The sequence below is a fragment of the Stenotrophomonas ginsengisoli genome, from assembly GCF_001431485.1.
Classification (GTDB): Bacteria; Pseudomonadota; Gammaproteobacteria; order Xanthomonadales; family Xanthomonadaceae; genus Stenotrophomonas; species Stenotrophomonas ginsengisoli.
On the sequence record NZ_LDJM01000042.1, the window covers coordinates 26,961 to 53,571 of the forward strand.

The following is a 26,611-nucleotide window of genomic DNA, read 5'->3' on the forward strand; positions in this document are numbered from 1 at the left end:
AAGGGGGCGCCATTGAGCGCACGGCTGTTGCGCTCGACTGCGGTCTTCAGCGCCATGACTTTTCTCTCGCGCATCAGTGGCTTGCTGCGCGATCTGATCTACGCCCAGGTATTCGGCGCCAGCGCCGCGATGGATGCCTTCGTGGCCGTGTTCAGGATCCCGAATTTCCTGCGCCGGCTGTCGGCAGAAGGCTCCTTCTCGATGGCCTTCGTGCCGGTGCTGGCCCAGTACAAGGCCGACGGCGACCACGCGGCGGTCAAGGCGCTGGTGGACCGGGTGGCCGGGGCCCTGATCGGCGCCCTGCTGGTCATTACGGCCGCGGCCATTGCGCTGGCGCCCTGGCTGATCAGTGTGGTTGCGCCGGGCTTCGTGCCGGGTAGCGAACAATGGCAGCTGGCCGTGGACATGCTGCGCATCACCTTCCCCTATGCGCTGTTCATCTCGCTGGCGGCGATGGTTGGCGGCATCCTCAACAGCTACGGGCGCTTCGCGGTGCCGGCGCTGTCGCCGATCCTGCTCAATGTGTCGATGATCGTGGCCGCCCTGTGGGGCGCGCCGCTGGCCCAGCGCTTCGGGGTGGAGCCGGTGTTTGCCCTGGCCTGGGGCGTTTTTGCCGCCGGCATCGGCCAGCTGCTGTTCCAGTTGCCGTCGCTGTTCCGGCTGGGCCTGCTGCCGCTGCCGCGCTGGGACCTGGCCCATGCCGGGGTGCGCCGGATCGGCAAGCTGATGGTGCCGACCCTGTTCGGTGCTTCGGTGGCCCAGTTCAACCTGCTGTTCAACACCTTTGCCGCCTCGCTGCTGGTGGGCGGTTCGATGACCTGGCTGTACTACTCCGACCGCCTGCTGGAATTTCCGCTGGGCATGTTCGGGGTGGCGATCGGCACGGTGATCCTGCCGCACCTGTCCTCGCGGGTGGCTGCCAAGGACCCGGCCGGTTACTCGCGCGGGCTGGACTGGGGCCTGCGCCTGTGTCTGCTGATCGGCATTCCGGCCGGTATCGGCCTGGTGCTGTGCGCCGAAGCGCTGCTGTTCACCCTGTTCCAGTACGGCAACTTCAGCCCCACCGATGCGCGCATGAGTGCCTGGTCGCTGGTGGCCCAGGCGCTGGCGGTGCCGGCCTTCCTGCTGGTCAAGGTGCTGGCCCCGGCCTTCTTCTCGCGCCAGGACACGCGCACCCCGGTCAAGGCCGGGCTGGCGTCGGTGGCGATCAATGCCCTGGCCACCCTCGGCCTGGTGGCTGGCCTGCTGTGGCTCACGCCGGCCGGGCAGGCCGCCCTGGCCCAGGCCGGTGGCAGCATCACCGGCGCGCTGAAGCTGCTGCCGGGTGCGCACGCGCTGCTGGCCCTGGCCATTGCCATTGCCGGCTGGGCCAATGCCCTGCAGCTGGCCTGGTACCTGCGCCGGGCCGGGGTGTTCGCGCGCCAGCCGGGCTGGGCGAAGTTTGCCCTGCAGCTGGCCATGGCCAGTGTGGCGATGGTGGCGGTGCTGCTGTGGCTGCGAGGGTTGTGGCCGGATTTTGCGCTCTGGTCGTGGTCGCAGCGTGGCTGGCGCCTGGCCGCGATGGTGGCCGCCGGCGCGGCCAGCTATGGCGCCGTACTGTTGCTGTGCGGCTACCGGCCGCGCGAGCTGCGTGCCCGGTGAGGCAGGAGCCAGCCGGGCCCGGCTATACTTTCCCATCCCCCGTTGCGTGCCCGGCGTCTGCCGGGTGTATCAGGTATCCATGATCAAGCTGTTCCGAGACCTCCAAGGTGACGTGCTGTATCCGGCCGGCAGCGTGGTGTGCATTGGTGCGTTTGACGGGGTCCACCGTGGCCACCGGGCCCTGCTGCAGCACACCGCACAACGTGCGGCGGCGCTGGGCGTGCCGGCGGTGGCGGTGTCCTTCGAGCCGCTGCCGCGCGAATTTTTCGGCCGTGACAATCCGCCGCCGCGCCTGAGCCTGGCCCGCAACAAGGTCGAGGCCTTTGCCGCCCAGGGCATGCAGGGCGCGGGATTGCTCGGCTTCGACGCGGCCATGGCCGCGACCCCGGCCGAGGACTTCGTGCGCCAGTTGCTGGTCGGCCGCCTGCAGGCCCGCGAGGTCTGGATCGGCCCGGAGTTCAGTTTCGGCCACAAGCGCGGCGGCAACCTCGCCCTGCTGCAGGCCATGGGCGCCCAGCTGGGTTTTGCCGCTGGCCAGATCGACAGCGTGCATGTGCACGGCGAGCGGGTGTCCAGCACGCGCATCCGCCAGCACCTGCTGGCCGGCGAATTTGACCGTGCCGCCGACCTGCTGGGCCGGCCCTATGCCATTGCCGGGCGCGTGGTGCGCGGCCAGCAGCTGGGCCGCACCCTGGGTTTCCCGACCGCCAACCTGCGCTTTGCACGTACGCCGGCGCTGTCCGGGATTTATGCCACCTGGGTGCACGGGGTGTATGAAACACCGTGGCCTTCGGTGTCCAGTTTCGGCACCCGGCCCACCGTGGCCGGGGTCGAGCCGCTGCTGGAGGCTCACCTGTTCGACTTCCATGGCGACCTGTACGGGCGCCGGATCGAGGTCGAATTCGTCGCCAAGTTGCGCGACGAGGAAAAATTTGATGGTCTGCCGGCCTTGACCGAGCAGATGCACCGTGATGCCGCCCAGGCGCGTCACATCCTTTCAGAACACAGACTGCGAGCCACCGCGTGAGCCAGGACTACAAAGCCACCCTCAACCTGCCGGCAACCGATTTCCCGATGCGCGGCGACCTGCCCAAGCGCGAGCCGGGGACGCTGGAGCGCTGGGAAGAGCAGGGCCTGTATGCCCAGCTGCGCGCCAATGCCGCCGGCCGCGACCTGTTCGTGCTGCACGACGGCCCGCCGTATGCCAATGGCCAGATCCACCTCGGCCATGCGGTGAACAAGATCCTCAAGGACATCATCGTCAAGTCGCGCTACCTGGCCGGCTTCGATGCGCCCTACGTGCCGGGCTGGGACTGCCACGGCCTGCCGATCGAAATTGCGGTGGAGAAGAAGTGGGGCAAGGTCGGCACCAAGCTGGACGCGCGTCAGTTCCGCCAGAAGTGCCGTGAATACGCCGCCGAGCAGATCGACATCCAGCGCCGCGATTTCAAGCGCCTGGGCGTGACCGGCGACTGGGACAACCCGTACAAGACCCTGGATTTCGGCTTCGAGGCCAACGAGATCCGTGCCCTGTCCAAGATCGTGGCCAACGGCCACCTGATGCGCGGTGCCAAGCCGGTGCACTGGTGCTTTGACTGCGGCTCGGCCCTGGCCGAAGCCGAGATCGAATACCAGGACAAGGTTTCCCCGGCCATCGACGTGGCTTACCCGGCCCGTGACAGCGCCGCGATGGCGGCCAGCTTCGGCGTGCAGCTGCCGGTGGGCGTGGAAGTGGCGGTGCCGATCTGGACCACCACCCCGTGGACCCTGCCGGCCTCGCTGGCCGTGTCCCTGGGTGCCGAAATTGAATACCTGCTGGTCGAAGGCCCGGCCCGCAACGGCGCTGCGCGCTGGCTGGTGCTGGCGGCCAAGCTGGCCGAGAAGTCGCTGGCCCGTTACGGCATCAACGAGCTGGTGGTGCATGGCCGCGCCAACGGTGCGGCGCTTGAAAACCAGCTGCTGGCCCACCCGTTCTATGACGACCGCGACCTGCCGCTGTTCAATGGCGAGCACGTCTCCGACGAAGACGGTACCGGTGCGGTGCACACCGCCCCGGGCCACGGCCAGGAAGACTTTGCCGTCAGTGCCAAGTACGCGCTGATGGACAACTACAACGCCGGCCAGATCAACCCGGTCGATGGCCGTGGCGTGTACCTGGAATCCACCCCGGATGCCGATGGCGTGGTGTTGGCCGGCCAGCACATCTGGAAGACCCAGGACGCCATCGTGGAGGTGCTCAGCGCCCGCGGCGTGCTGCTGGCCCACAGCAAGATGGAACACAGCTACCCGCACTGCTGGCGTCACAAGACCCCGGTGGTGTTCCGCGCCACCCCGCAGTGGTTCATCTCGATGGACAAGGCCGGCCTGCGCAGCGATGCGATGAGCGCGATCGGCAAGGTCGGCTGGTTCCCGGCCTGGGGCCAGGCGCGCATCGGCGCGATGGTCGAAGGCCGCCCGGACTGGTGCATCAGCCGTCAGCGCACCTGGGGTGTGCCGATTGCGCTGTTCACCCACCGCCTGACCGGCGAGATCCACCCGCGCAGCGTTGAGCTGATGCAACAGGTGGCCGACATCGTGCAGGTCGAGGGCATCGATGCCTGGTTTGACCTGGATGCTGCCAGCCTGCTGGGCGATGAAGCCGGCGACTACGAGAAGGTCACCGACATCCTCGATGTCTGGTTCGATTCGGGCGTCACCCACGAAGGCGTGCTGCTGGAGCGTGGCTTCGGCAAGCCGGCCGACCTGTACCTGGAAGGCAGCGACCAGCACCGCGGCTGGTTCCAGTCCTCGCTGCTGACCGGCGTGGCCATCGACAAGCATGCCCCGTACAAGCAGTGCCTGACCCACGGTTTCACCGTGGACGAGAAGGGCCGCAAGATGTCCAAGTCGCTGGGCAACGGCATCGAGCCACAGGACATCATGAAGACCCTGGGTGCGGACATCCTGCGCCTGTGGATCGCCTCGGCCGACTACTCCAACGAGATGTCGCTGTCCCAGGAAATCCTCAAGCGCAATGCCGATGCCTACCGTCGCCTGCGCAACACCGCCCGCTTCCTGCTGGCCAACCTGGACGGCTTCGACCCGGCGGCCAACAGCGTGGCCCTGGAAGACATGGTCGCCCTGGACCGCTGGATCGTGCACCGCGCCTGGCAGGTGCAGGAGAAGATCAAGGCCGCCTATGACCGCTACGATTTCGCCGAGATCGTGCAGGCGCTGCTCAACTTCTGCTCCGTCGACCTGGGCTCGCTGTACCTGGACGTGACCAAGGACCGCCTGTACACCATGCAGGCCGACTCGGCCGGCCGCCGCAGCGCGCAGACCGCCATGTACCACGTGGCCGAGGCATTCGTGCGCTGGATCGCGCCGGTGTTGACCTTCACCTCCGACGAGTTGTGGGGCTACCTGCCGGGTGAGCGTGACAAGCACGTGCTGTTCACCACCTGGTATGACGGCCTGCAGCCGCTGGCCGAGGACGCCGCCATTTCGGCCGCCGATTTCGACCAGCTGCTGGGCATGCGCGAGCAGGTGGCCAAGGTGCTGGAGCCGATGCGCGCCAATGGCGTGATCGGTGCGGCGCTGGAGGCGGAAATCACCATTGCCGCCAATGCCGCCACCGCCGCCAAGCTGGCACCGCTGGCTGATGAACTGCGCTTTTTGTTCATCAGTGGCGATGTGCAGGTGCGCGAGGCCACCACCGACGAGATCTTCGTCAGTGCCGAGCCGACCAGCAAGGCCAAGTGCGTGCGCTGCTGGCACTACCGCGCCGATGTCGGCAGCAATGCCGAGCACGCCGAGCTGTGCGGCCGCTGCGCCGACAACGTGGCCGGTGCGGGTGAAACCCGCCGGTGGTTCTGATGAAGGCCCGTCCGCGTCCCAACGCGCTGGTCTGGCTGCTGTTGTCGGTGGCGGTGATCGTCATCGACCAGTGGACCAAGGCCTGGGTGCTGTCCAGCCTGCCCGAATACACCGCGGTGCCGGTGATCGAGGGCTTCTGGAACTGGTACCGCACCTACAACACCGGTGCGGCCTTCAGTTTCCTGGCCGGTGCCGGTGGCTGGCAGCTGTGGCTGTTCACCGCGCTGGCAATCGGCATCAGCGGCCTGCTGGCGTGGTGGCTGTACCAGCTGCCGCGCGGCCAGTGGAAGGCGGCGCTACCGTATTCGCTGGTGATCGGCGGGGCAATCGGCAATGTGATCGATCGCCAGCTGCACGGCCACGTGGTGGATTTCATCCAGTGGCACGTGGGCAGCTACTACTGGCCCTCGTTCAACATCGCCGACTGCGCCATCGTCGGCGGGGCGATCGGCATTTTTGTATTCGGCCTGTTTGAAGGCAAGGACAAGGCCAAGGCTGCCGGTTGATCCGGCGGCCCTGGCAAGAGAGACGAGCATGCAAGTACTGCTGGCCAATCCGCGTGGTTTCTGTGCCGGTGTCGATCGCGCCATCGAGATCGTCAAGCGCGCCATCGAAACCTTGGGCGCCCCGATCTACGTGCGCCATGAAGTGGTGCACAACCGCTTCGTGGTCGATGACCTGAAGGCACGCGGGGCGATCTTCGTCGAGGAACTGGACGAAGTGCCGGATGGCAATACGGTGATCTTCTCGGCCCATGGCGTGTCCAAGGCGGTGCGTGCCGAGGCTGACCGCCGTGGCCTGAAGGTGTTCGATGCGACCTGCCCGCTGGTGACCAAGGTGCACTTCGAGGTCAGCCGCCACTGCCGTCATGGCCGTGATGTGGTGCTGATCGGCCATGAAGGCCACCCGGAAGTGGAGGGCACGATGGGCCAGTGGAGCCGTGAGGCCCACACCGGTTCGATCTACCTGGTCGAGGACGTGGACGATGTGCTGGCGCTCAACCCCGGCCAGCCGGAGAACATCGCCTACACCACCCAGACCACGCTGTCGGTGGATGACACCCGTGCGGTGATCGATGCGCTGCGTGAGCGCTTCCCGGCCATCGACGGGCCGAAGAAGGACGACATCTGCTACGCCACCCAGAACCGTCAGGATGCGGTGCGCGATCTGGCCAAGCAGGCCGACCTGGTGCTGGTGGTGGGGTCGCCCAATTCCTCCAACTCCAACCGCCTGGCCGAGCTGGCCCAGCGTGAGGGGGTGGAGGCCTACCTGATCGACAACGCCGGCGAAATCAATGCGGCCTGGGTGCAGGGCAAGCAGTGTATCGGCGTGACCGCCGGTGCTTCGGCCCCGCAGGTGCTGGTGGATGGTGTGCTGGAGCGTCTGGCCCAGCTCGGTGCCACCACCAAGCGCGAGCTGGACGGCGAGCCGGAGACCATGGTCTTCGCCCTGCCCAAGGAACTGCGCCTGCGTCTGGTGGATTGACCGAAACGGTTGAAAAACCCTACAATTACGCCCTTCGCCGGAATAGCTCAGTTGGTAGAGCGGCGCATTCGTAATGCGTAGGTCGCAGGTTCGATTCCTGTTTCCGGCACCAAGTCAAAGCCCGCCTTGTGCGGGCTTTTTCTTTGTCTGGCTTGGGGTGGTGTGATGCCGTTGGCGGGTGGGCATGTGGAGGGCATGGGGGGGCGCTGGGCTCACGCGGCCTGCGTGGTTCCGGCCTGACTGGCCTGGCGGATGCGCCGGTGGCGCCAGAACAGCGGGGCGCCGAGGGCGCAAATGGCGATCACCATGATGCAGAAGCTGGTCACCGCCGCGCGCATGCCCCAGTGGTCGGCGATGGCGCCGATGCCCAGCATCGGCAGCATCGAGCCGATGTATCCGACCAGCAGGTAGGTGGAGAACAGGCCGGAGCGGGTGCGCAGCTCGGACAGGCGCGGCACCAGGCTCATGCCGGCCAGCATGCACATGGCATGGCCGATTGCCGCGGCCAGCACCCCGGCCACAAACAGCAGGGCAGAGCCGGCCCACAGGTTGACCATCAGCAGGGCATTGCTCAGGGCCAGCATGAGCAAGCCGGCAGTACCGGTGCGGTAGGTGGGCAGGCGGCCGACCAGGACCTGGACGATGGCCGAAACGAACAGGATCAGGGCGATGGCGCTGCCGCTGACCACCGGGCCATGCCAGGGCACCAGCTTGTCCAGGAACAGGGGCGACATGGCCGCATACAGGCCGAACACCGCAAAGGCCATGAACGGCAGGCAGGTGGTGAGCCAGAACGCGCTGCGGTTTTCCGGTGTCGGCAGGGTCAGCTGGGGCAGGAAATCGTGGGCCTGCAATGGTGCCATGGCGGCCTGCGCGGTGGCCGGCAGTGCCAGCGTGCGCAGTGCCAGCCAGCCGCACAGCCCCAGTACCAGGGTCGGCAGGTAGGCGCTGACCAGTGGCTGTGGCAGCCACTGGCCGATGATGCCGCCGGTCAATGGGCCCAGGCCAAAACCCAGCGCCATCAAGAAGCCGGTCAACATGGCCACGCGCTGTGCGCTGCCGGCCGGGGCCAGCAGGGCCAGGCCCTTGGTGGCGCTGGTGGTGAGCAGGGTGGAGGCGATGCCGACCAGAAAACGCCCGCTGCCCAGCCACCACAGGTTGTTGGCCAGCAGGCACATCACGGTGCCGAGCAGGATCAGCAACAGGCCGGCCTGCATCACCCGCAGGAAGCTGGTGCGGTCCGGCAGGCGGCCCAGAAACAGCAGTCCGGCCAGGGCGCCGCCCATGTAGATCACATAGAGCAGGGAGATGTCACTGGGCTTGAGCTGCCACAGCTCCTTGTACAGCGCATACAGCGGGCTGATCAGGGCTGTGCCCATCACGCCGACGATCATTGCGTAGCTGACCCAGAAATACGGTGTTGCCTTGGGTTTCATTGCAGGTTCCGGTGTTGCGGGTGGCGATGCGGTGCAGGCATCAGAGCGTGTCGAAACTGCGGGAGATCTTCTCCAGCGTGCGGCGGGTGACTTCCAGGTCTTCGGCACTGACCCCGTCCAGGATCGTGTGCTCGATATGCAGGCTGTGCTGCAGGATGCGCAGGGCGCAGTCACGGCCGGCATCGGTCAGGGCGATGCACTTGGTGCGCCGGTCTGCCGGCTGGCATTGCCATTGCACCAGGCCGGCCGCGCGCAGCTGGGCCAGTACCCGTACCAGGGAGGAGCTGTCCAGGTGCAGGGCCTGGGCCAGGTCCTTCTGCAGCATCGGCGCGGCATGGGTGTACAGGGTGATCAAGGGCATGCGCGTGGCATCGGACAGGCCACTGTCACGCAATGCCAGATCCACCTGGCGACGCCACTGGCGATAGACCGAGCCGATCAGCTGGCCGAAGCGGGCGCGGAACCCGGCCAGGGCGATGTCCGCAGCCGTAGTCGATGCGGCCGGCGCAGGGGTGTTTGTTTGCATGCAAAGTATTTTGCGCCGCGGCCGGGCTGATGACAATCCTGGCCTGCGTGCCGTTGCCACCCGGTACCGGTACAAACAACATCGGCCAGGTGCCTGGCACCTGGCCGATGTGTTTGCCCTGCGGTGTTGCTTACAGCTTGAAATTCAGGCTGAGGTGGAAGGTGCGGCCGATCACGTCATACAGGCCAGACGAGGTACCGGCGATGCCCTGGTTGAAGTTGGAACCACCGGCTTCGGCACCCGGGATGCGCGGCGGCGAGCGGTCGAACATGTTGTTCATGCCGGCCGACACGCTCACCTTCGGAGTCAGCTGGTAGCTGGCGTAGATGTCGTTGTAGAACATGCTGCCCGACCACGGACGCTCGTAGGTCTCGTAGGTGGCATATTCGGAGGCGCGCATCTTGGAGTAACCGCGCAGGGTCCAGTACACGCTGTACTTCTCGTGGCTCAGGCCGGTGCGCAGCGAACCCTTCCACTGCGGGGTGCCGAAGATTTCCAGATTGTTCCAGACATCGTCCGGGTTGGCGGCATCGGCAATGTCGATGCGCTCCAGGTTGCGGCCCAGGTTCAGGTCCAGCGATAGGCGGTGGCCGCGCGGCAGCTGGGTGAACCAGGTGGCATTGATGTCCACGCCACGGGCCAGGCTCTGGGCCAGGTTGAGCTGCTGCACCGACACGTCCACCAGGTCGCCGGTGGCATTGCGGGTAACCAGGCCGCAGAACTGGTTGTCCATCGAGGCCAGGTCAACACAGCGCTGCAGGATGGTCTGCGGGGCCAGGCCGGCGATGACGTTGCGCAGGTCGATCTTGTAGTAGTCGGCCGAGATCACCAGGTTGTTGATGAAGCGCGGGCGGAACACGGCGCCGAAGGTGGTGGTCTTGGCCGTTTCCGGGCCCAGTTCGGTGTTGCCCGAGTAGATCACATCCAGCCACTGCCAGTAGGTGGCGGTGTCGGAGGGGGCGATCTGCGCACAGTTGGCCGCGGTGTACTGGGTGTTGCCGGTGCTGTTGGCCAGCGAGTAGTCGTTGCACGGATCGTACAACCAGGCACCGGAGACCACGCCGGCGGTGAACATTTCACCGATGTTCGGTGCACGGATGGCCTTGCCATAGGTGCCGCGCAGGGTCAGGTCCTCGATCGGTGCCCATTCCAGGCCGACCTTGGTGGTGGTGGTGCGGCCGGACAGGTTGTAGTCGGACACGCGACCGGCCAGATCCAGCGACAGGCGCTCGGCGCCCGGCGCACCGCTGATCAGCGGCAGGTGGATTTCACCGAAGGCTTCCTTGACGCTGTACTCGCCGATCAGCGGGGTGGCGGTATAACCCAGGCTCGGGTCGAACAGGGCGTGGTTGGCATTGAACTGCGGGGACACGCCGACGTTGTTGCTTTCGCTGCGGTATTCCATGCCCACCACCAGCTGGGCTTCGCCACCCGGCAGGTCGAACAGGCCGCCGCTGGCATAGGCCGAGGCCACCTTCTGGGTCATCTGGGTCTTGGACCAGTCGGTGTCATAGCTCAGCCACTTGACCATTTCCGGGGTCAGCTGGGCGAACGGGTTGATCGCCACGCAGCCGGCCATCGGTGCGGCCCAATCCCAGTCATTGAGTACATCGCTCCACACCCACGAGCCATTGCACACGGCATTGCCATTGGCATCGGCGGTGGAGTTCAGGCCGGCATAGAAGCGCGGGAGGGCGGCGGCATTGAGCGAGCGCGAACGCTCCTCGCTGCGTCCATAGGAGACGTAACCGGAGTAGTTCCAGTTGCGTGAGAACAGCTCGAAGTCACCTTCCAGGCCGGTCACCACCTGCAGCAGCTTGCGTTCGTAATCGGTGCGGCGCAGGCCGAAGTCATTGTCGAAGTGGCGGGCGAAGCTGATGTTGTCGGTGAACGCGCCGCCGTTGGCGTCGATCATGTCCTGGGTGATGAACGGGCTGTCGTAGGGCACGCTTTCTTCGTAGCCCGAGCCGTAGGCGGCCAGTTCGCGGTTGCGGGTCTGGGTCTGGCTCTGCGAGTAGGTCAGGTTGGCGAAGAAGCGGGCGTGTTCGTTGAAGTCGAAGTTGACGGTGCTGCGCACGGTCTGACGGTCAGACGGGACACTGAGCATCCAGTTGTCGTAATAGGCGCCGTATTCGCCGCCGTCGGTACGCCCCTGCTGCAGCAGGGCATTGCCGGTGTTCAGGGCGCCGGGATTCAGGTTGACCAGGCCGCCCGGGCCCAGCTGCGGACGGCGCAGCTGGCCGTTGGCATCGAAGGTGTACAGGCAATTCATCCAGTTGGACGAGTTGCAGTTGCCCAGCACCACCTGGGCGTTGGGGCTGTTGTAGAAGTTGCGGTTGCCTTCGGTGATCACCCGACGATCGCCGGCATTGGCGCGCTCGTACAGCGGCATGCCGCCGGCGGTCCACGGGCGGTCCTGGCCGGAGACTTCGCCGCTGGTGCGTTCGGCAAAACCGAACAGGGTGAAGTTGCCGCGGTTGTCGGCGAAGTTCTTGCCGAACAGCACGTCAGCGGTGGTGGAGGGCATGTCGAAACGGCTGGAATTGCCGTAACGGATGTTGGCTTCCAGGCCGTCGAAGTCGCGCTTGAGAATGAAGTTGGCCACGCCGTTGACGGCGTCGGCGCCGTACAGGGCCGAAGCACCGCCGGTGATCACTTCCACCCGTTCGACCAGGCTGGACGGGATCATGCTCAGGTCCACGCCCGAGGTGCCCGGGATCGACGGCACCTGGCGACGGCTGTCGACCAGGGTCAGGGTACGCTGCACGCCCATGCCGCGCAGGTCCAGGGCGTTGATGCCCGGGTTGCCGACTTCGTACTGGTTGCTGGTCTGGCCGGTCTGGGTGATGGCAAAGCCCGGCAGCTGGTTGACCACGTCGGTGATCTGGGTGTGGCCGGAAGCGGTGATGGCTGCCGCATCGATGGTGCTCATCGGCGCCGGGCCGTCGAAGCCAGCCTCGCGCCGGATGCGCGAACCGGTCACCACGATGGTGTCCAGGGTTTGGGCCTGGTCAGCAGTGGGCTCGTCTTCGGTGCTGGCGCGCTCCTGGGCCAGCGCCTGCGGGCCGCCGAGCAGGCCGCCGATCAGGATGGTGGCAATGGCGCCGGCCAGGGGGCCACGACAGGGAAATTTCAACGCGGAGGACTGACGGGTCTTGCTCATCGGAATGCGCTCCAAACAGGGGTGACGGTAAGCGGTACAGGAGGGGGTGGCGACAGGACCCGGGTGGGCCTTGTCTGTCGGCACCGCAGACGCTGTGCCGGTACCGCAAGCGGGTCCGTGCTGCACTGCCGGGCCGGTGCCCCGCAGCGCATCAAGCGTGATCGCGATGTGTATTCCCCTCGGTGGTACATCTTTATGCTGAATGAACACTTAAGTCTTGCTCGGATGGGGTGTGATCGATGCGGAAATCAGCACAAATAAACCGGCCCGTACGTGACTTCACGGGCCTTGCTTGCGGTCAAAATTTGGTTTCATTGCCAACAATTGGGCGTCATTGGCTGGAATATGTACGGAATTGAAATTTGCACGTCATCAAACGTGACGAAGTCAGCACATTTGCAGTTGCGCCGTGCCCGGCTCCTCGCAGCGCCGCAGACGGGCGCGGCCCTGTCTGCGGCGTCCTCGCCGGTGCGCAACGTGCGCAGGGGGGCAATCTGCGACAACATGTCGCAGCGTGAAGGCCTTCTACATGGCGTTAACGCCACGTCAATGCCTTTCGTTAAAAGGCGTGGCGGCCTAAAATTGCAGGGCTGAATTGTGTCTGGTGTCCTGTCCGCGGCGGAACTGCTCCGACGTGGGCCGTTCTGCGTCCGGGGACTTGGCATCTTTTCGGTACACCCTCCCCAATTGGATCTTGCGATGATTCCGTTGAAAACCCTTGGGCGTTTGTTGCGCCCGGGCCTGCTTGTCGCGATGGCCGTCTTGATGACGGGCTGCGACTGGGCCTTGTTTGACCCGAAGGGCCAGGTCGCCCGGGAAGAACTCACCCTGCTGATCACCTGTACGGTGCTGATGCTGCTGGTGGTGATCCCGGTGATCGTGATGACCCTGGTGTTTGCGTGGAAGTACCGCGCCTCCAACACCAACGCCCGTTACGAGCCGGAGTGGTCGCACTCCACCGCCATTGAAGTGGTGGTGTGGTCGATTCCCTGCATGATCGTGACGGCCCTGGCCGTGCTGTGCTGGAAGTCCTCGCACGAGCTGGATCCGTACAAGCCGATCGAACACGAGAAGCCGGGTATCGAGATCCAGGCCGTGTCGCTGGACTGGAAGTGGCTGTTTGTCTATCCGGAAGAAAAGGTGGCCGTGGTCAACGAGCTGACCTTCCCGGTGGACACCCCGCTGAACTTCCGCATCACTGCCGACACCGTGATGAATGTGTTCTTCATCCCGCATCTGGGGTCGATGATCTATTCGATGGCCGGCATGGAAACCAAGCTGCACCTGATCGCTGATCAGACCGGTACCTTCCCGGGCCGTTCGGCGCATTACAGCGGCTATGGCTTCAACAAGATGTACTTTGATGCCCATTCGGTCAGCGATGCCGAATACCAGCAGTGGCTGGCCAAGGTGCGTGCCGATGGCAAGACCATGGACCAGGCTGCCTTCACCGCCATCGGTGCGGAGAAGAACCACGACTGGTACCCGGTCACCTACTACAGCAACGTCGAAGACGGCCTGTTTGACTGGGTGATCAACAAGCACATGGGTGACAACCATCACTTTGGCATGAAGGCCGACGCCCACGCTGCTGCCGGTCATGGCAGCCACGATGCCCATGCAGCCCCCGCTGTCGAGCAGGCTCCGGCCGATCAGGCACCGGTGGCTGGCCAGGACGTGGCTGATGATGCCCATGCAGGTCACACCGCTGACGAGCACGCCGCCCATGCGGGTCACGGCGTCTCGGGAGAATGACAATGCTCGGAAAACTGTCCCTCAATGCGATCCCGCACGATCCGATCGTGCTGACCACCCTGGTCGGCGCCATCCTCGGCGGCATCGGTATGCTGGCCCTGCTGACCAAGTTCAAGCTCTGGGGCTATCTGTGGAAGGAGTGGTTCACTTCGGTGGACCACAAGAAGATCGGCGCGATGTACCTCATCGTCGCCTTCGTGATGCTGCTGCGTGGCTTCTCTGACGCCATCATGATGCGTGCCCAGCAGGCGCTGGCCGCTGGCGGTGCGGAAGGCTATCTGAACCCGCACCACTTCGATCAGGTCTTCACCGCACACGGTGTGATCATGATCTTCTTCGTGGCCATGCCGCTGATCACCGGTTTGATGAACCTGGTGGTCCCGCTGCAGATCGGTGCCCGCGACGTTGCCTATCCGTTCCTCAACTCGCTGAGCTTCTGGCTGTTCGTGGCCGGTGCCGGCCTGATGATGATCTCGCTGTGGATCGGTGAGTTCGCCGCTACCGGCTGGCTGGCCTTCCCGCCGTTGTCCGGCAAGGAGTACAGCCCAAGTGTGGGTATGGACTACTACATCTGGGCGCTGCAGGTCTCCGGTCTGGGTACGACCCTGTCGGGTATCAACTTCTTCATTACCATCCTGAAGATGCGTACCCCGGGCATGAAGCTGATGAAGATGCCGATCTTCACCTGGACTGCCCTGGTCACCAACGTGCTGATCATCGCCGCCTTCCCGGTGCTGACCATCACCCTGGTCCTGCTGACCCTTGACCGTTACATGGGCACCCACTTCTTCACCAATGACGGTGGCGGCAACGCCATGCTGTACGTCAACCTGATCTGGATCTGGGGTCACCCGGAGGTCTATATCCTGATCCTGCCGTGCTTTGGTGTGTTCTCCGAAGTGATCGCCACCTTCTCGCGCAAGACCCTGTTCGGCTACAAGGGCATGGTCTACGCAACGGCCGCCATCGGCGTGCTGTCGTTCCTGGTGTGGCTGCACCACTTCTTCACCATGGGCTCGGGTGCCAACGTCAATGCCTTCTTCGGCATCACGACGATGATCATCTCGATCCCGACCGGCGTGAAGATCTTCAACTGGCTGTTCACGATGTACCGCGGCCGCATCCAGTTCACCGCCCCGGTGCTGTGGACCATCGGCTTCATGGTCACCTTCGTCATCGGTGGCATGACCGGCGTGATGCTGTCCATCCCGGCCATTGACTTCGTGCTGCACAACTCGCTGTTCCTGATCGCCCACTTCCACAACGTCATCATCGGTGGCGTGGTGTTCGGCTGCTTCGCGGGCATCACCTACTGGTGGCCGAAGATGTTCGGCTTCAAGCTCAACGAGACCTGGGGCAAGCGCGCGTTCTGGTGCTGGTTCGTCGGCTTCTACGTGGCCTTCATGCCGCTGTACGCACTGGGCTTCATGGGTGCGACCCGCCGCATGCAGTCCTACCCGAACATGGAGTACCAGCCGTACTTCATCGTGGCTGCCGTCGGTGCTGCGCTGATTGCCCTGGGCATCCTGTGCCAGGTCATCCAGATTGCCGTGTCCATCAAGGACCGCAAGCAGAACATGGACCTGACCGGCGACCCGTGGGATGCCCGTACCCTGGAGTGGGAAACCGCTTCTCCGGTGCAGTTCTACAACTTCGCCACCCTGCCCAAGGGTGAGGAGCTGGACGACTTCTGGGCCCGCAAGCAGCGCGGCGAAGCCTGGGTCAAGCCGACCCAGTACGAAGACATCCACATGCCCAAGAACACCGGTACCGGTGTGGTCATCGGTGCCTTCTCGCTGGTGCTGGGCTTTGCGATGGTGTGGCACATCTGGTGGCTGGCCATCATTGGCCTGGTCGGCATGATCGGCACCTTCATTTACCGCAGCTTTGACAAGGACGTGGACTACTGGGTCCCGGCCGCCGAAGTCGAGCGCATTGAAAATGAGCACCGCAAGCACCTGGAAGCCCAGGGCCTGGTGAAGACCGAGGTGAAGGCATGAGTACTCTCGCCCACAACAACCATGGTGCCGCTGCCCACGCAGCGGGCCATGACGACCACCACCACGACGCCGGCGAGAACACCCTGCTCGGTTTCTGGGTCTACCTGATGAGCGACGTGCTCATCTTCGCCTCCCTGTTCGCCACCTACGTGGTGCTGCAGGGTGGCACCAACGGTGGGCCGTCGGCCAAGGACCTGTTCGACCTGTCCTTCGTTGCCTGGGAAACCGCGCTGCTGCTGTTCTCCTCTCTGACCTTCGGCCTGGGCATGATTGCCATGCACCAGTCCAAGAAGGGCCAGATGTTCTTCTGGCTGGCCATCACCTGGTTGCTGGGTGCCGGCTTCATGGCCATGGAAATCTGGGAGTTCAACCACCTGATCCACCAGGGTTACGGTCCGGACCACAGTGCCTTCCTGTCGGCGTTCTTCGCCCTGGTCGGCACCCACGGCCTGCACGTGACCGCCGGCCTGCTGTGGCTGACGGTGATGTTCATCCAGCTGTCCCAGGATGGCCTGACCCAGCGCAACAAGACCCGCATGATGTGCCTGAGCCTGTTCTGGCACTTCCTGGATCTGATCTGGATCGGTGTGTTCTCCGTCGTCTACCTGTCGGGAGCTATGTAATGTCCGCACATGACAATCACGGCGACGCCAGCCACGGCAGCGTCAAGTCCTACCTGATCGGCTTCGTGCTGGCAGCAGTGCTGACCATCATTCCGTTCTGGGCAGTGATGAGCGGTGGCATGTCGCCGCTGGCCACTGGCCTGACGGTGGTGATCACCGCGGTGCTGCAGGTGCTGGTCCACCTGGTGTTCTTCCTGCACCTGGATGGGTCGAAGGGGCAGCGCATGAACGTTGCCGCTGGCCTGTTCACCCTGCTGGTGATCGCCATCATCGTGGTCGGCACCCTGTGGGTGATGTGGAACATGAACTACTTCATGATGCACTGAGCCTTCAGCATCGGCTGATACGCAAAGGGCCACCGCAAGGTGGCCCTTTGTTTTTGTCCGCCTTGCAGCGATGCTTGCTGCTTTGCCGGGGAGGGCAGGACATGAGTGCAGGCGGACGTGCAGGGGTACTGGCGGTACTGGCGGCAGGTGCCATCATCGGGGCGCTGGGGCAGGGGCCATGGTGGTGGCTGCACTGGCTGTGCAAGCCATTGGCAACGCTGTGGTTGATTGCCTGGGTCGCCGGCATGACCGTACCGGTGATGCGCCAGGGATACCGGCGCTGGGTGCTGGCCGGCCTGTGCCTGTCATTGCTCGGTGATGTGTTGCTGATGCTGCCGCAGGGCTTGTTCGTGCCCGGCCTGGTGGCCTTCCTGCTGGCCCACCTGTGCTACATCGCCGCCTTCGCCGGTGATGCACGCGCCGGTGCGTTGCCGGCTGGAATCGGGCTGGCCACGCTGATCGGCGCCGGCAACCTGCTGGCCCTGTGGCAACACCTGCCGGCAGCGATGCAGGTTCCGGTCAGTGCCTATGTGCTGGTGATTGCGGCGATGGCGGCGCTGGCCCTGGCTGGCGCGATGCGGCGTATGGCCAGTCTGGCCAACCGTCTGGCTGCAGGCGGCGCGCTGTTGTTTGTGGCCAGTGACAGCTGGCTGGCCTGGGACCGTTTTGCCGGCCCGCTGCCGCTGGCCATTGTTGGCGTGCTGCTGACCTACTGGGCCGCGCAGTACTTGATTGCCGCCTCGGTGCAGGCCGGTTCCTGCAGTGATGCTGCCGGGCCGCAATAAGCCTTGTTGAAACTGGCCGCATCCAGGGGGCGGTCGAAGTGGTAGCCCTGCAGCTGGTCGCAGCCCATCGCGTCCAGCCAGCCCTGCTGGGCCGCCGTTTCCACGCCCTCGGCCACGATGCGCATCTGCAGGGTGCGGCCCAGGGCAATGATCGAGGCGACGATGGCCGCATCCTCGCTGCCGGCATGCAGGTCGCGCACGAAGGCGCGGTCGATCTTCAGCTCGGTGGCCGGCAGCCGCTTCAGGTAAAGCAGGCTGGAATAGCCGGTGCCGAAGTCGTCAATGGCGATATGCACGCCCATCGCACTGAGTTCGCCCAGGATCTTCAGGCTGGCTTCGACATCGCGCATGGCGGTGCTTTCCGTCACCTCCAGAGTCAGACGGTCGGCCGGGATGTGGTGGCGCTGCAGGGCGCTGGCAACGCTGTGCACCAGCCCCGGCGCATTGAACTGCACCGCTGACAGGTTCACCGCCATCGACCATTGCCGGTGCCCGGCCTGGTGCCATTGATGCAGCTGGGCGCAGGCCTGGTCCAGCACCCAGTCGCCGATCGGCACGATCAGGCCGCTGCGTTCGGCCAGCGGGATGAAGCTGTCGGGCATCAGCAGGCCCAGCAGCGGGTGCTGCCAGCGCAGCAGCGCCTCGGCACCGATCACCGGTTTGCCGGCCGCCATCAGTTTGGGCTGGTAATGCAGGACCAGCTCGTCACGCTGCAGCACCCCGCGCAGGTCCTGGAGCAGGCGCAGCTGGCGGTCGGCGGCGGCCTGCATGGCGCTGGTGAAAAAGGTATGGCCGCCCTGCAGGCGATGCTGGCGGCCGTGCTCCATGGCGGTGTTGGCATGGCTGATCAGGGCACGCTCGTCCTGGCCGTCCTGTGGGTACAGGGCGATGCCGATGCTGGCCTGCACGCTGACCGGGCCTTGCTCGCGTTGCGCCGGTGCGGTGATGGCTGCCAGCAGCCGCCCGGCCAGCAGGGCCGCCTCACCCGGGCCGTTGACGGCCGAGACCACCACGAATTCGTCGCCGCCGAGCCGGGCCAGGGTGTCATCGGCACGCAGGGTTGCGCTCATGCGCCGGGTCAGCTCCAGCAGCACCTGGTCACCACAGGCATGGCCGTGCAGCTCGTTGATCAGGCGGAAGTCATCCAGATTGACCAGCTGCACCGCAATCAGTTGGCGTTGGCGGGCGGCCTTGGCAATGGCCTGGCCGATGCGGTCGGTCAGCAGGGAGCGGTTGGGCAGGCCGGTCAGTGGATCATGCAGGCTGGCCTGTTGCAGGCGATGGCGGGCGCTGGCCAGGCGTGCATCCAGTATTTCGGTGCGCAGTTGCATCTGGCGGTCAAACAGCACGGCCAGCAGGGCGGTGGCCATCACCGAGGCAGTGGTGGCGATGATCATCGCCGCCAGGGTGCGGTTGTCCATGCCGCTGCCGGCCGCCAGGCACAGGCTGTCCGGGGCAAATTGTGCTGCGGCCATGCCGCTGTAATGCATGCCGATGATGGCGCAGCCCATCAGCAGGGCGGCCAGCATCCGCCAGTGCAGGCCATGTGCCTGCTGCCGGTGCAGGTGGTGGGTCAGCCACAACGCGGCCGTGGCCGCGCCCATCGCGATCAGCAGCGAGGCGACCAACCACAGCGGGTCATAGCTGATGCCCGGTTGCATGCGCATCGCCGCCATGCCCAGGTAATGCATGGCGGCAATCCCGCTGCCCATCACCAGCCCGCCCAGCAACAGCACTGGCCAGCTCAGGTGGGGACGGGCACTGAGCCACAGCGCAAAACCGGAGGCGGCCAGTGCGGCCAGCAGCGACAGGACGGTCAGGCCGATGTCATGGCCGGTGGCAATGGGCAGGTGCAGGGCGAGCATGCCGATGAAGTGCATCGACCAGATGCCCAGGCCCATGGCCAGGGTGCCGCCGGCCAGCCACCAGCGCGCATCGCGCCGGTTGGCCGTGGCCAGGCGGCTGGCCATGTTCAGCGCGGTATAGGACGCGGCAATGGCCACCAGCAACGAGATCGCAACGAACAAGGGGTTGTAGGTGCCGGTCATGGAATCGTGCTGTACCGCGTGGGTGACGATGCTGTATCGACCTATTTCACGCCGTCTTGAGCTGATCTCAGGTGTTGCGATTGCGCTGGGGTATGGTGGCGGCTGCGCAATACGGTGAACCGGGAACGATGGCCAAGAGCCGAGTGGCTTACGTCTGCAATGAATGCGGCGCTGAATACACCAAGTGGCAGGGGCAGTGTGGCGAGTGCCAGGCCTGGAACAGCGTGGCCCAGATCGTGCTGGAAAGCGCGGCGGCGGCCGGCAAGCCCAGCCCGTCACGGCGGGCCAGCTGGGCCGGCAAGGTGGATCCGCCCAAGGTCACCGCGCTGAAGGATGTCACCCATACCGAGCAGGCCCGTCTGTCCACCGGCATCGGCGAGCTGGACCGGGTGCTGGGCGGCGGCCTGGTCGACGGCGCGGTGGTGCTGGTCGGTGGTGATCCGGGTATCGGCAAGTCGACCCTGCTGCTGCAGGCCATGGCCCGCCTGGCCGCGACCCAGTCGGTGCTCTATGTCACCGGTGAGGAATCGCTGGCCCAGGTGGCCGGGCGTGCCCAGCGTCTGGACCTGCCGCTGGACGGCCTCAATGCGCTGGCCGAAACCGGGGTGGAACTGATCATCGGCCATGCCATGCGCGAGCAGCCGCGGGTGATCGTGGCCGACTCGGTACAGACCCTGTGGACCGAGACCCTGACCGCCGCGCCCGGCTCGGTGTCCCAGGTACGTGAGGCGGCTGCCCGGCTGGTGCGGTATGCCAAGGAAACCGGCACTGCGGTGTTTCTGGTCGGCCATGTGACCAAGGAGGGCGGCATTGCCGGTCCGCGCGTGCTCGAGCACATGGTCGATGCGGTGCTGTACTTCGAGGGCGAGAGCGGCAGCCGTTTCCGTGTCCTGCGCGCGTTCAAGAACCGCTTCGGCGCGGTCAACGAACTGGGCGTGTTCGCCATGGGCGAGAAGGGCCTGAAGGAAGTCTCCAACCCCTCGGCGATCTTCCTGTCCGGTTCCGGGCATGAGCCCGGTTCCTGCGTGATGGTCACCCGCGAGGGCACCCGCCCGTTGCTGGTGGAGGTGCAGGCGCTGGTTGATGCCTCGCCACTGTCCAACCCGCGCCGGGTGGCGGTGGGTCTGGAGGGCAACCGCCTGGCCATGTTGCTGGCGGTGCTGCACCGTCATGGCGGGGTGCTGGTTGGCGACCAGGACGTGTTCGTCAATGTGGTCGGCGGTATCCGTGTGCAGGAAACCGCGGTCGACCTGCCGGTGCTGCTGGCGGTGCTGTCCTCGCTGCGCGACCGTCCGCTGCAGGAAAAGACCATCGCCTTCGGCGAGGTCGGCCTGAGCGGGGAGATCCGCCCGGTACCCAATGGCGAGGACCGCCTGAAGGAAGCGGCCACCCATGGTTTCAAGCGCGCCATCGTGCCCAAGGCCAATGCGCCCAAGGCCGGCAGCATCAAGGGCCTGGAGATCATCGCGGTGGAGCGGCTGTCGCAGGCGATCGAGGCGGCCTGCGGCTGAGCCGGGCGTGGCGCTCACGCTGGCCCGGCTGGCAGCAGCGGCTGTCCGGGATTGTGTGGAATGTGCGCAAGGGCACGGTGCCGGTCCTGCCGATGGCCTATTGATGGCAGTCCGTTACGCAGACAAGGAGATGTTGATGCAGAACCGGATTTCCCGCTGGCCGTTGCTGCTGGCCCTGTTGCTGCCGTCCCTGCAGGCCCTGCAGGCCCTGCCGGCCCATGCGCTCGAACCGGCAGCCAGCGCTGCCAGCGCACAGGACCGACTGGGCGTGGCCGGGCCGCAGCAAGTAGCCGGCCAGGTCTACCGCCTGGCCTTCGTCACCCCGCCATCGGCCAACGGCCATGTGTTGCAGGAATACCTGCCGGCCGGGCAGCAGTTGGAAAGCTATACCGAGATGCTGCTGCTCAGTCATGTTCCGGTCCAGGCGACGCCGCTGCAGCTTGCCCAGCACAAGTACCAGGAGATCCAGGCCCGGCGCTCGGGCGGCGATGCACTGGCCAATGGCGAGCTGCTGGAAGGCCCGGATGGCAGCGCGGTACTGGATTTTGTGATGTCGGCCACCCTGCCTGATGGCCGGCTGGTGGTGGAGTGGAATGCCTACCACTACCGCCAGCAGGCTGCTGGCATCACCCTGACCGCACTGTCCCGCCGCGCTTATGGTGATGAGGCGGCCACCACCTTCCTGCGTGGGCTGAAGCAACGCAGGCTGGTTGACCGTGAGGCCGTGCTGGCCTGGTTGCCGACGGTGCAGCGGCAGGGCTGAGCCCGGGCCGTCTTGCCGGCCAGTCAAAGCAACGCCCCGCTCTGCGGGGCGTTTTTGTTTCAGTGGAAGATCAGCTCGATCGCCGCCTTGGAGCCGAAGAAGGCCAGCAGCAGCAGGGCACTGGCAATCAAGGTCAGTCGTACCGCCTTCTTGCCGCGCCAGCCCCAGCGCCAGCGCCCCAGCAGCAGGGTGCCGAACACCAGCCAGGACAGCACGCTGAGCACGGTCTTGTGCACCAGCTTCTGGGCCAGCAGGTCATCGACGAACAAGACCCCGGTCAGCAGGGTGGCGCTGAGCAGGATGAAACCGGCGGTGATGGTGCGGAACAGCAGGGTTTCCAGCTCGTGCAGCGGCGGCAGGCGGCGGCTGAAACGGCTGAAGCTGCGCTGGCGCAGGGCGCGCTCCTGGATGCGCAGCATCAAGGCCAGCACCGCGCTGATGGCCAGCGTGGCGTAGGCCAGCAGGGCGGTCCAGGCATGGGTCTCCAGGCGCCAGCCCAGTGCCGGGGAGGGCGCATGGCCGTACAGGTGGTAGGCCAGCAGCAGCAGGGCCGCCAGCGGATAGGCCACCAGCCCCAGGGCGGTGAGCTGGCCGCGTGCGGCCACCACCGTGGTCAGGCCGGCCATGCCCAGGCCAACCAGGGAGAGGGCGGCAAAGAAATGCATGTCCGGTCCGCCGGGCGTCTGCCAGGCCACCAGGGCGTGGTAGCTGGCATGCAGCAGTACCGCGGCGCTGGCCAGGCCCAGCCAGGGTCCACGCGGCCGGTCTGCCTGTTTGCCTTCCTGCAGCAGCAGGCCGCTGGCCAGCAGGTAGAGAACCAGCGCGATGAGAACGATTGTCATCGCCACAGTGTGGCACAGCCGCGCCGGTGTTGCGAAGGCGCAGCGGGCAAGGGGGCACAGCAGGTATAATCGGCCGTTTCGTTATTCCTTCTGCAGGTTGCACCGCATGTTCGAGTCCCTGACCCAGCGCCTTTCCGGCACCATCGAGCGCCTGCGTGGGCGTGGCCGCCTGACCGAGGAGAACATCCGCGAGGCCACCCGTGAAGTGCGCATCGCCCTGCTCGAGGCCGATGTGGCCCTGCCGGTGGTGCAGGCCCTGATCGAGAAGATCAAGGTGCGCGCCGTTGGCCAGGAAGTGCTCAAGTCGCTGACCCCGGGCCAGGCCCTGATCAAGGTCGTGCGCGACGAGCTGACCGCGGTGATGGGCTCCACCGCCACCGATCTGAACCTGAATGTGCCGGCGCCGGCGGTGATCCTGATGGCCGGCCTGCAGGGTGCGGGCAAGACCACCACCACCGGCAAGCTGGCCAAGCTGCTCAAGGAAAAGCGCAAGAAGAAGGTCATGGTGGTCTCGGCCGACGTCTACCGCCCGGCCGCGATCGAGCAGCTCAAGACCCTGGCCGAACAGGTCGGCGTGCTGTTCTTCGCCTCCTCGCCTGACCAGGACCCGGTGGACATCGTCAAGGCGGCCATCGCCGATGCCAAGAAGTCCTTCGTCGACGTGCTGCTGGTGGATACCGCCGGCCGTCTGGCCATCGATGAAGCGATGATGGCCGAGATCAAGGCCCTGCACGCGGCGGTCAACCCGGTCGAAACCCTGTTCGTGGTCGATGCGATGACCGGCCAGGATGCGGCCAACACCGCCAAGGCCTTTGGTGAAGCCCTGCCGCTGACCGGCGTGGTGCTGACCAAGACCGACGGTGACGCCCGTGGCGGTGCCGCCCTGTCGGTGCGCTACATCACCGGCAAGCCGATCAAGTTCACCGGTACCGGTGAAAAGGTCGATGGCCTGGATGTGTTCCACCCCGAGCGTGTGGCCGGGCGCATCCTGGACATGGGCGACGTGCTCTCCCTGGTGGAGCAGGTCGAGCAGCAGGTGGACAAGGACAAGGCGGCCAAGCTGGCCGAGAAGGTCGCCAGCGGCAAGAAGTTCAACCTCAACGACATGCGCGACCAGCTCGAGCAGATGGAAAACATGGGCGGCATCGGTGGCCTGATGGACAAGCTGCCGGGCCTGGGCCAGATTCCGGACCACCTCAAGGCACAGGTCACCCAGAGCCGCGAAGTGCCGCGCATGATCGCCATCATCAACTCGATGACCCTGAAGGAACGCCGCAACCCGGGCCTGCTCAATGGTTCGCGCCGTGCCCGCATCGCCAAGGGTGCCGGTGTGCAGCCGGCCGACGTCAACCGTCTGATGAAGCAGTACATGCAGATGGAAAAGATGATGAGCAAGATGGCCGGTGGCGGCATGAAGGGCATGATGCGCTCGATGCGCGGCATGATGGGCGCCATGGGCATGAAGGGCGGCTTGCCGTTCCGCTGAACCTGACATTCATGGGCGCTTGGCGCCGGGCTGCGGCCCGGCTATAATCGCCGACTTACCGCGCCATCCTGGCGACTGGGCTACAAAGGAAAAACCACCATGGTCAAGATTCGACTGACCCGCGGCGGCGCCAAGAAGCGTCCGTTCTACCACATCATCGTCACCGACGTCCGTAGCGCCCGCGACGGCCGCAACATCGAGCGCGTCGGTTTCTACAACCCGGTTGCCCAGGGCGCTGAATCGCGCGTTGTGCTGGACATCCCGGCTGTCGACAAGTGGATCGCCAACGGCGCCCAGATGACCGACAAGGTCCGCAACCTGTACAAGGAAGCGACCAAGGCTCAGGCAGCTGCCTGATCCGCAGGGGGCCGCATCGCAAGATGCGGCCCTTTCCACTTATGACCAATGAAAATTCCGCGCGCCGGATCCTGCTGGGCAGGGTTGTCGGTGCTTTTGGCGTCCGTGGCGAAATCAAGCTCGAGTCGTGGACCGAGCCGCGTTCGGCCATCTTCAAGTACCAGCCCTGGATCCTGCGCAGCCCCGCTGGCGTGGAAACCGAGCTGACCGGTGCGCGTGGCCGTGATACCGGCAAGCACCTGGTGGCCACCTTCCCGGGCGTGGACGACCGCAACGTGGTCGAGGCCATGCGTGGGACCGAGGTGTACGTGCCGCGCAGCGCGTTGCCGCCGCCGAAGGCCGACGAGTTCTACTGGGTCGACCTGGAAGGCATGGAGGTGGTGACCACCACCGGTCAGGTGTTCGGCACGGTCTCCCACCTGTTCTCCACCGGTGCCAATGACGTGCTGGTGGTCCGCGGCGATCGCGAGCGCATGATCCCATGGGTCCGCCCGGACTTTGTGCTCAGTGTGGATTTCGACGCTGCCCGCATCACCGTGGACTGGGATCCGGATTTCTGATCCGTGCGCATCGACGTCATCACCCTGTTCCCTGATTTCATCGCCCAGTCCGCCGGCCTGGGCGTGGTCGGCCGTGCCGCCGAGCGCGGCCTGGTCGAGGTGCAGGGCTGGAACCCGCGCGATTACGCCGCCGGCAATTACCGCCGTGTCGATGACCGCCCGTTTGGTGGTGGCCCCGGCATGGTGATGCTGATCGAGCCGTTGCTGGCCACCCTGGCAGCAGTCAAGGCGGCCGATCCCACTCCGGCCCGGGTGATCTACCTGTCTCCGCAAGGCGCGCCATTGACCCAGGCCAAGGTGCGCGAGCTGGCCGGGCAACCGCGGCTGGTCCTGCTGTGCGGCCGCTATGAAGGCATCGACGAGCGCTTCCTGTCCGCCAACGTGGATGAGGAAATCTCCATCGGCGATTACATCCTGTCCGGCGGCGAGCTGGGCGCGGCGGTGATCATCGATGCGGTGACCCGGGTCCAGGACGGCGCCCTGGGCGATGCCCTGTCGGCGGTGCAGGACAGCTTCGAGGGTGACGGCATGCTCGACTGCCCGCATTACAGCCAGCCGGCCAGCCATGTGCTGGGCGAGGTGCCGGAAGTACTGCGCTCGGGCAACCATGCTGCCATCGCCGCCTGGCGCCGTCAGCAATCCCTGCTGCGTACACGTGCGCGGCGTCCGGACCTGTTTGATGAAGCGGCGCTGTCCAAGGCCGACCGCAAGCTGCTGCAACAGGCAGACGGGAGCAAAAACCGCTGAGGCAACTGGCGCTGGCCGTTGCTTTTGGCTAGAATATGCGACTTCCTGCGGCCGGCATCGGCACGTGGGGGCATAACAACAAACGTGCAGCACAGTCCGGTGACTGCATGAGACCCAAGCTGTCGATATCGACACACCCACCCGAATAAAGAATCGGTAGAGCCATGAGCAAGCTGAACAAGTCCATCATCGCGGAGTTCGAATCCGCCCAGATCACCCGCGAACTGCCGCAGTTCAGCCAGGGCGACACCGTCGTGGTGAACGTCAAGGTGAAGGAAGGCAACCGTGAGCGTATCCAGGCCTATGAAGGCGTGGTCATCGCCACCAAGAATGCCGGCCTGAACTCCTCGTTCACCGTGCGCAAGATCTCCCACGGCTACGGCGTGGAGCGCGTGTTCCAGACCCACAGCCCGGTCGTTGACTCGGTTGAAGTCAAGCGCCGCGGCAAGGTCCGTCAGGCCAAGCTGTACTACCTGCGTGGCCTGGAAGGCAAGGCTGCCCGCATCAAGGAAGATCTGGCCAAGGCTGCTCAGGCCAAGGCCCTGCGCCTGGCTGCTGCCAAGGGCGAGTAATTCCGGCGCGCACCAGCAACTGGTGCAGCAGGAAAGGAAAAGGCCGCCGCAAGGCGGCCTTTTTCGTGCAGGCAGATCGGCAGTGCGAAACCTGCCTTGAGAACGTCCAGCAGCAAACGGCCGCCTGCAG

General features: G+C 65.4%; 22 protein-coding genes and 1 tRNA gene. 18 read left to right on the plus strand and 5 right to left on the minus strand.

The window, feature by feature from the left end:
• Positions 1–54 precede the first annotated feature (54 nt).
• From murJ to ABB30_RS13825, 6 genes are all read left to right on the plus strand, one after another.
• Positions 55–1,641 carry a murein biosynthesis integral membrane protein MurJ gene (gene murJ, locus ABB30_RS13800; RefSeq protein ID WP_057638912.1) on the plus strand — a complete coding sequence of 529 codons (1,587 nt, stop codon included), beginning with the start codon at positions 55–57 and terminating at the stop codon, positions 1,639–1,641.
• A 79-nt stretch (positions 1,642–1,720) separates the two neighbouring features.
• Positions 1,721–2,668, plus strand: a complete 948-nt coding sequence (locus tag ABB30_RS13805) for a bifunctional riboflavin kinase/FAD synthetase (protein WP_057638890.1) — start codon at positions 1,721–1,723, stop codon at positions 2,666–2,668.
• Positions 2,665–5,496 carry an isoleucine--tRNA ligase gene (ileS, locus tag ABB30_RS13810; protein ID WP_057638891.1) on the plus strand — a complete coding sequence of 944 codons (2,832 nt, stop codon included), beginning with the start codon at positions 2,665–2,667 and terminating at the stop codon, positions 5,494–5,496. The genes ABB30_RS13805 and ileS overlap by 4 nt, the downstream gene beginning before the upstream one ends.
• Positions 5,496–6,002, plus strand: a complete 507-nt coding sequence (lspA, locus tag ABB30_RS13815) for a signal peptidase II (RefSeq protein WP_057638892.1) — start codon at positions 5,496–5,498, stop codon at positions 6,000–6,002. Before ileS ends, lspA begins: the two co-directional genes overlap by 1 nt.
• Before the next feature lie 28 nt (positions 6,003–6,030).
• Positions 6,031–6,981 carry a 4-hydroxy-3-methylbut-2-enyl diphosphate reductase gene (gene ispH, locus ABB30_RS13820; RefSeq protein WP_057638893.1) on the plus strand — a complete coding sequence of 317 codons (951 nt, stop codon included), beginning with the start codon at positions 6,031–6,033 and terminating at the stop codon, positions 6,979–6,981.
• A 36-nt stretch (positions 6,982–7,017) separates the two neighbouring features.
• Positions 7,018–7,093: transfer RNA gene (locus ABB30_RS13825), tRNA-Thr, on the plus strand.
• Positions 7,094–7,193: 100 nt separating this feature from the next.
• Here the strand turns inward: ABB30_RS13825 and ABB30_RS13830 are convergent.
• The 3 genes from ABB30_RS13830 to ABB30_RS13840 all read right to left on the minus strand — a co-directional run bounded on the left by ABB30_RS13830 (position 7,194) and on the right by ABB30_RS13840 (position 12,106).
• A complete protein-coding gene (locus ABB30_RS13830) occupies positions 7,194–8,417 on the minus strand; it encodes an MFS transporter (RefSeq protein WP_057638894.1) in 1,224 nt (407 codons plus the stop codon).
• A 40-nt stretch (positions 8,418–8,457) separates the two neighbouring features.
• Complete coding sequence (locus ABB30_RS13835) at positions 8,458–8,943, minus strand: MarR family winged helix-turn-helix transcriptional regulator (RefSeq protein WP_083489884.1); 486 nt, start codon at positions 8,941–8,943, stop codon at positions 8,458–8,460.
• Between the two features lie 130 nt (positions 8,944–9,073).
• On the minus strand, positions 9,074–12,106 hold the full coding sequence (locus ABB30_RS13840; RefSeq protein ID WP_083489885.1) for a TonB-dependent receptor plug domain-containing protein: 3,033 nt from the start codon (positions 12,104–12,106) through the stop codon (positions 9,074–9,076).
• A gap of 699 nt (positions 12,107–12,805) precedes the next feature.
• On the opposite strand from ABB30_RS13840, the gene cyoA reads away from it, so the two are divergent.
• The 5 genes from cyoA (at position 12,806) to ABB30_RS13865 (ending at position 17,595) form a co-directional block, all read left to right on the plus strand.
• The gene (gene cyoA / locus ABB30_RS13845; RefSeq protein ID WP_057638895.1) at positions 12,806–13,861 is read left to right on the plus strand and encodes a ubiquinol oxidase subunit II; all 1,056 of its coding nucleotides are present in this window, start codon (positions 12,806–12,808) and stop codon (positions 13,859–13,861) included.
• Between the two features lie 2 nt (positions 13,862–13,863).
• Positions 13,864–15,861, plus strand: coding sequence for a cytochrome o ubiquinol oxidase subunit I (cyoB, locus tag ABB30_RS13850; protein WP_057638896.1), 1,998 nt, complete (start codon positions 13,864–13,866; stop codon positions 15,859–15,861).
• On the plus strand, positions 15,858–16,484 hold the full coding sequence (gene cyoC, locus ABB30_RS13855; protein ID WP_057638897.1) for a cytochrome o ubiquinol oxidase subunit III: 627 nt from the start codon (positions 15,858–15,860) through the stop codon (positions 16,482–16,484). The genes cyoB and cyoC overlap by 4 nt, the downstream gene beginning before the upstream one ends.
• Positions 16,484–16,810, plus strand: a complete 327-nt coding sequence (cyoD, locus tag ABB30_RS13860; RefSeq protein ID WP_057638898.1) for a cytochrome o ubiquinol oxidase subunit IV — start codon at positions 16,484–16,486, stop codon at positions 16,808–16,810. The genes cyoC and cyoD overlap by 1 nt, the downstream gene beginning before the upstream one ends.
• A gap of 101 nt (positions 16,811–16,911) precedes the next feature.
• Positions 16,912–17,595 carry a lysoplasmalogenase gene (locus ABB30_RS13865; protein ID WP_057638899.1) on the plus strand — a complete coding sequence of 228 codons (684 nt, stop codon included), beginning with the start codon at positions 16,912–16,914 and terminating at the stop codon, positions 17,593–17,595.
• Here the strand turns inward: ABB30_RS13865 and ABB30_RS13870 are convergent.
• Positions 17,520–19,643, minus strand: coding sequence for a putative bifunctional diguanylate cyclase/phosphodiesterase (locus ABB30_RS13870; RefSeq protein WP_083489886.1), 2,124 nt, complete (start codon positions 19,641–19,643; stop codon positions 17,520–17,522). The genes ABB30_RS13865 and ABB30_RS13870 overlap by 76 nt on opposite strands.
• A 128-nt stretch (positions 19,644–19,771) precedes the next feature.
• Here ABB30_RS13870 and radA point away from each other — a divergent pair, with 128 nt between their 5' ends.
• The gene (gene radA, locus ABB30_RS13875; protein WP_057638900.1) at positions 19,772–21,154 is read left to right on the plus strand and encodes a DNA repair protein RadA; all 1,383 of its coding nucleotides are present in this window, start codon (positions 19,772–19,774) and stop codon (positions 21,152–21,154) included.
• A 136-nt stretch (positions 21,155–21,290) separates the two neighbouring features.
• Complete coding sequence (locus ABB30_RS13880; protein WP_152980755.1) at positions 21,291–21,917, plus strand: hypothetical protein; 627 nt, start codon at positions 21,291–21,293, stop codon at positions 21,915–21,917.
• A gap of 59 nt (positions 21,918–21,976) precedes the next feature.
• Here the strand turns inward: ABB30_RS13880 and ABB30_RS13885 are convergent, their stop codons facing one another.
• Positions 21,977–22,759 (minus strand): cytochrome C assembly family protein, encoded by a 783-nt coding sequence (locus tag ABB30_RS13885; RefSeq protein ID WP_057638902.1) that lies wholly within the window; start codon positions 22,757–22,759, stop codon positions 21,977–21,979.
• 106 nt (positions 22,760–22,865) lie between these two features.
• On the opposite strand from ABB30_RS13885, the gene ffh reads away from it, so the two are divergent.
• The 5 genes from ffh (at position 22,866) to rplS (ending at position 26,481) form a co-directional block, all read left to right on the plus strand.
• Positions 22,866–24,245, plus strand: a complete 1,380-nt coding sequence (gene ffh, locus ABB30_RS13890; protein WP_057638903.1) for a signal recognition particle protein — start codon at positions 22,866–22,868, stop codon at positions 24,243–24,245.
• A 99-nt stretch (positions 24,246–24,344) separates the two neighbouring features.
• Positions 24,345–24,602: a 30S ribosomal protein S16 gene (gene rpsP, locus ABB30_RS13895; RefSeq protein WP_057638904.1), complete on the plus strand. Its 258-nt coding sequence runs from the start codon at positions 24,345–24,347 to the stop codon at positions 24,600–24,602.
• Between the two features lie 41 nt (positions 24,603–24,643).
• Positions 24,644–25,162, plus strand: a complete 519-nt coding sequence (rimM, locus tag ABB30_RS13900; RefSeq protein ID WP_057638905.1) for a ribosome maturation factor RimM — start codon at positions 24,644–24,646, stop codon at positions 25,160–25,162.
• Between the two features lie 3 nt (positions 25,163–25,165).
• Positions 25,166–25,909, plus strand: coding sequence for a tRNA (guanosine(37)-N1)-methyltransferase TrmD (trmD, locus tag ABB30_RS13905; RefSeq protein ID WP_057638906.1), 744 nt, complete (start codon positions 25,166–25,168; stop codon positions 25,907–25,909).
• 164 nt (positions 25,910–26,073) lie between these two features.
• A complete protein-coding gene (gene rplS / locus ABB30_RS13910) occupies positions 26,074–26,481 on the plus strand; it encodes a 50S ribosomal protein L19 (RefSeq protein WP_057638907.1) in 408 nt (135 codons plus the stop codon).
• Positions 26,482–26,611: the final 130 nt, after the last annotated feature.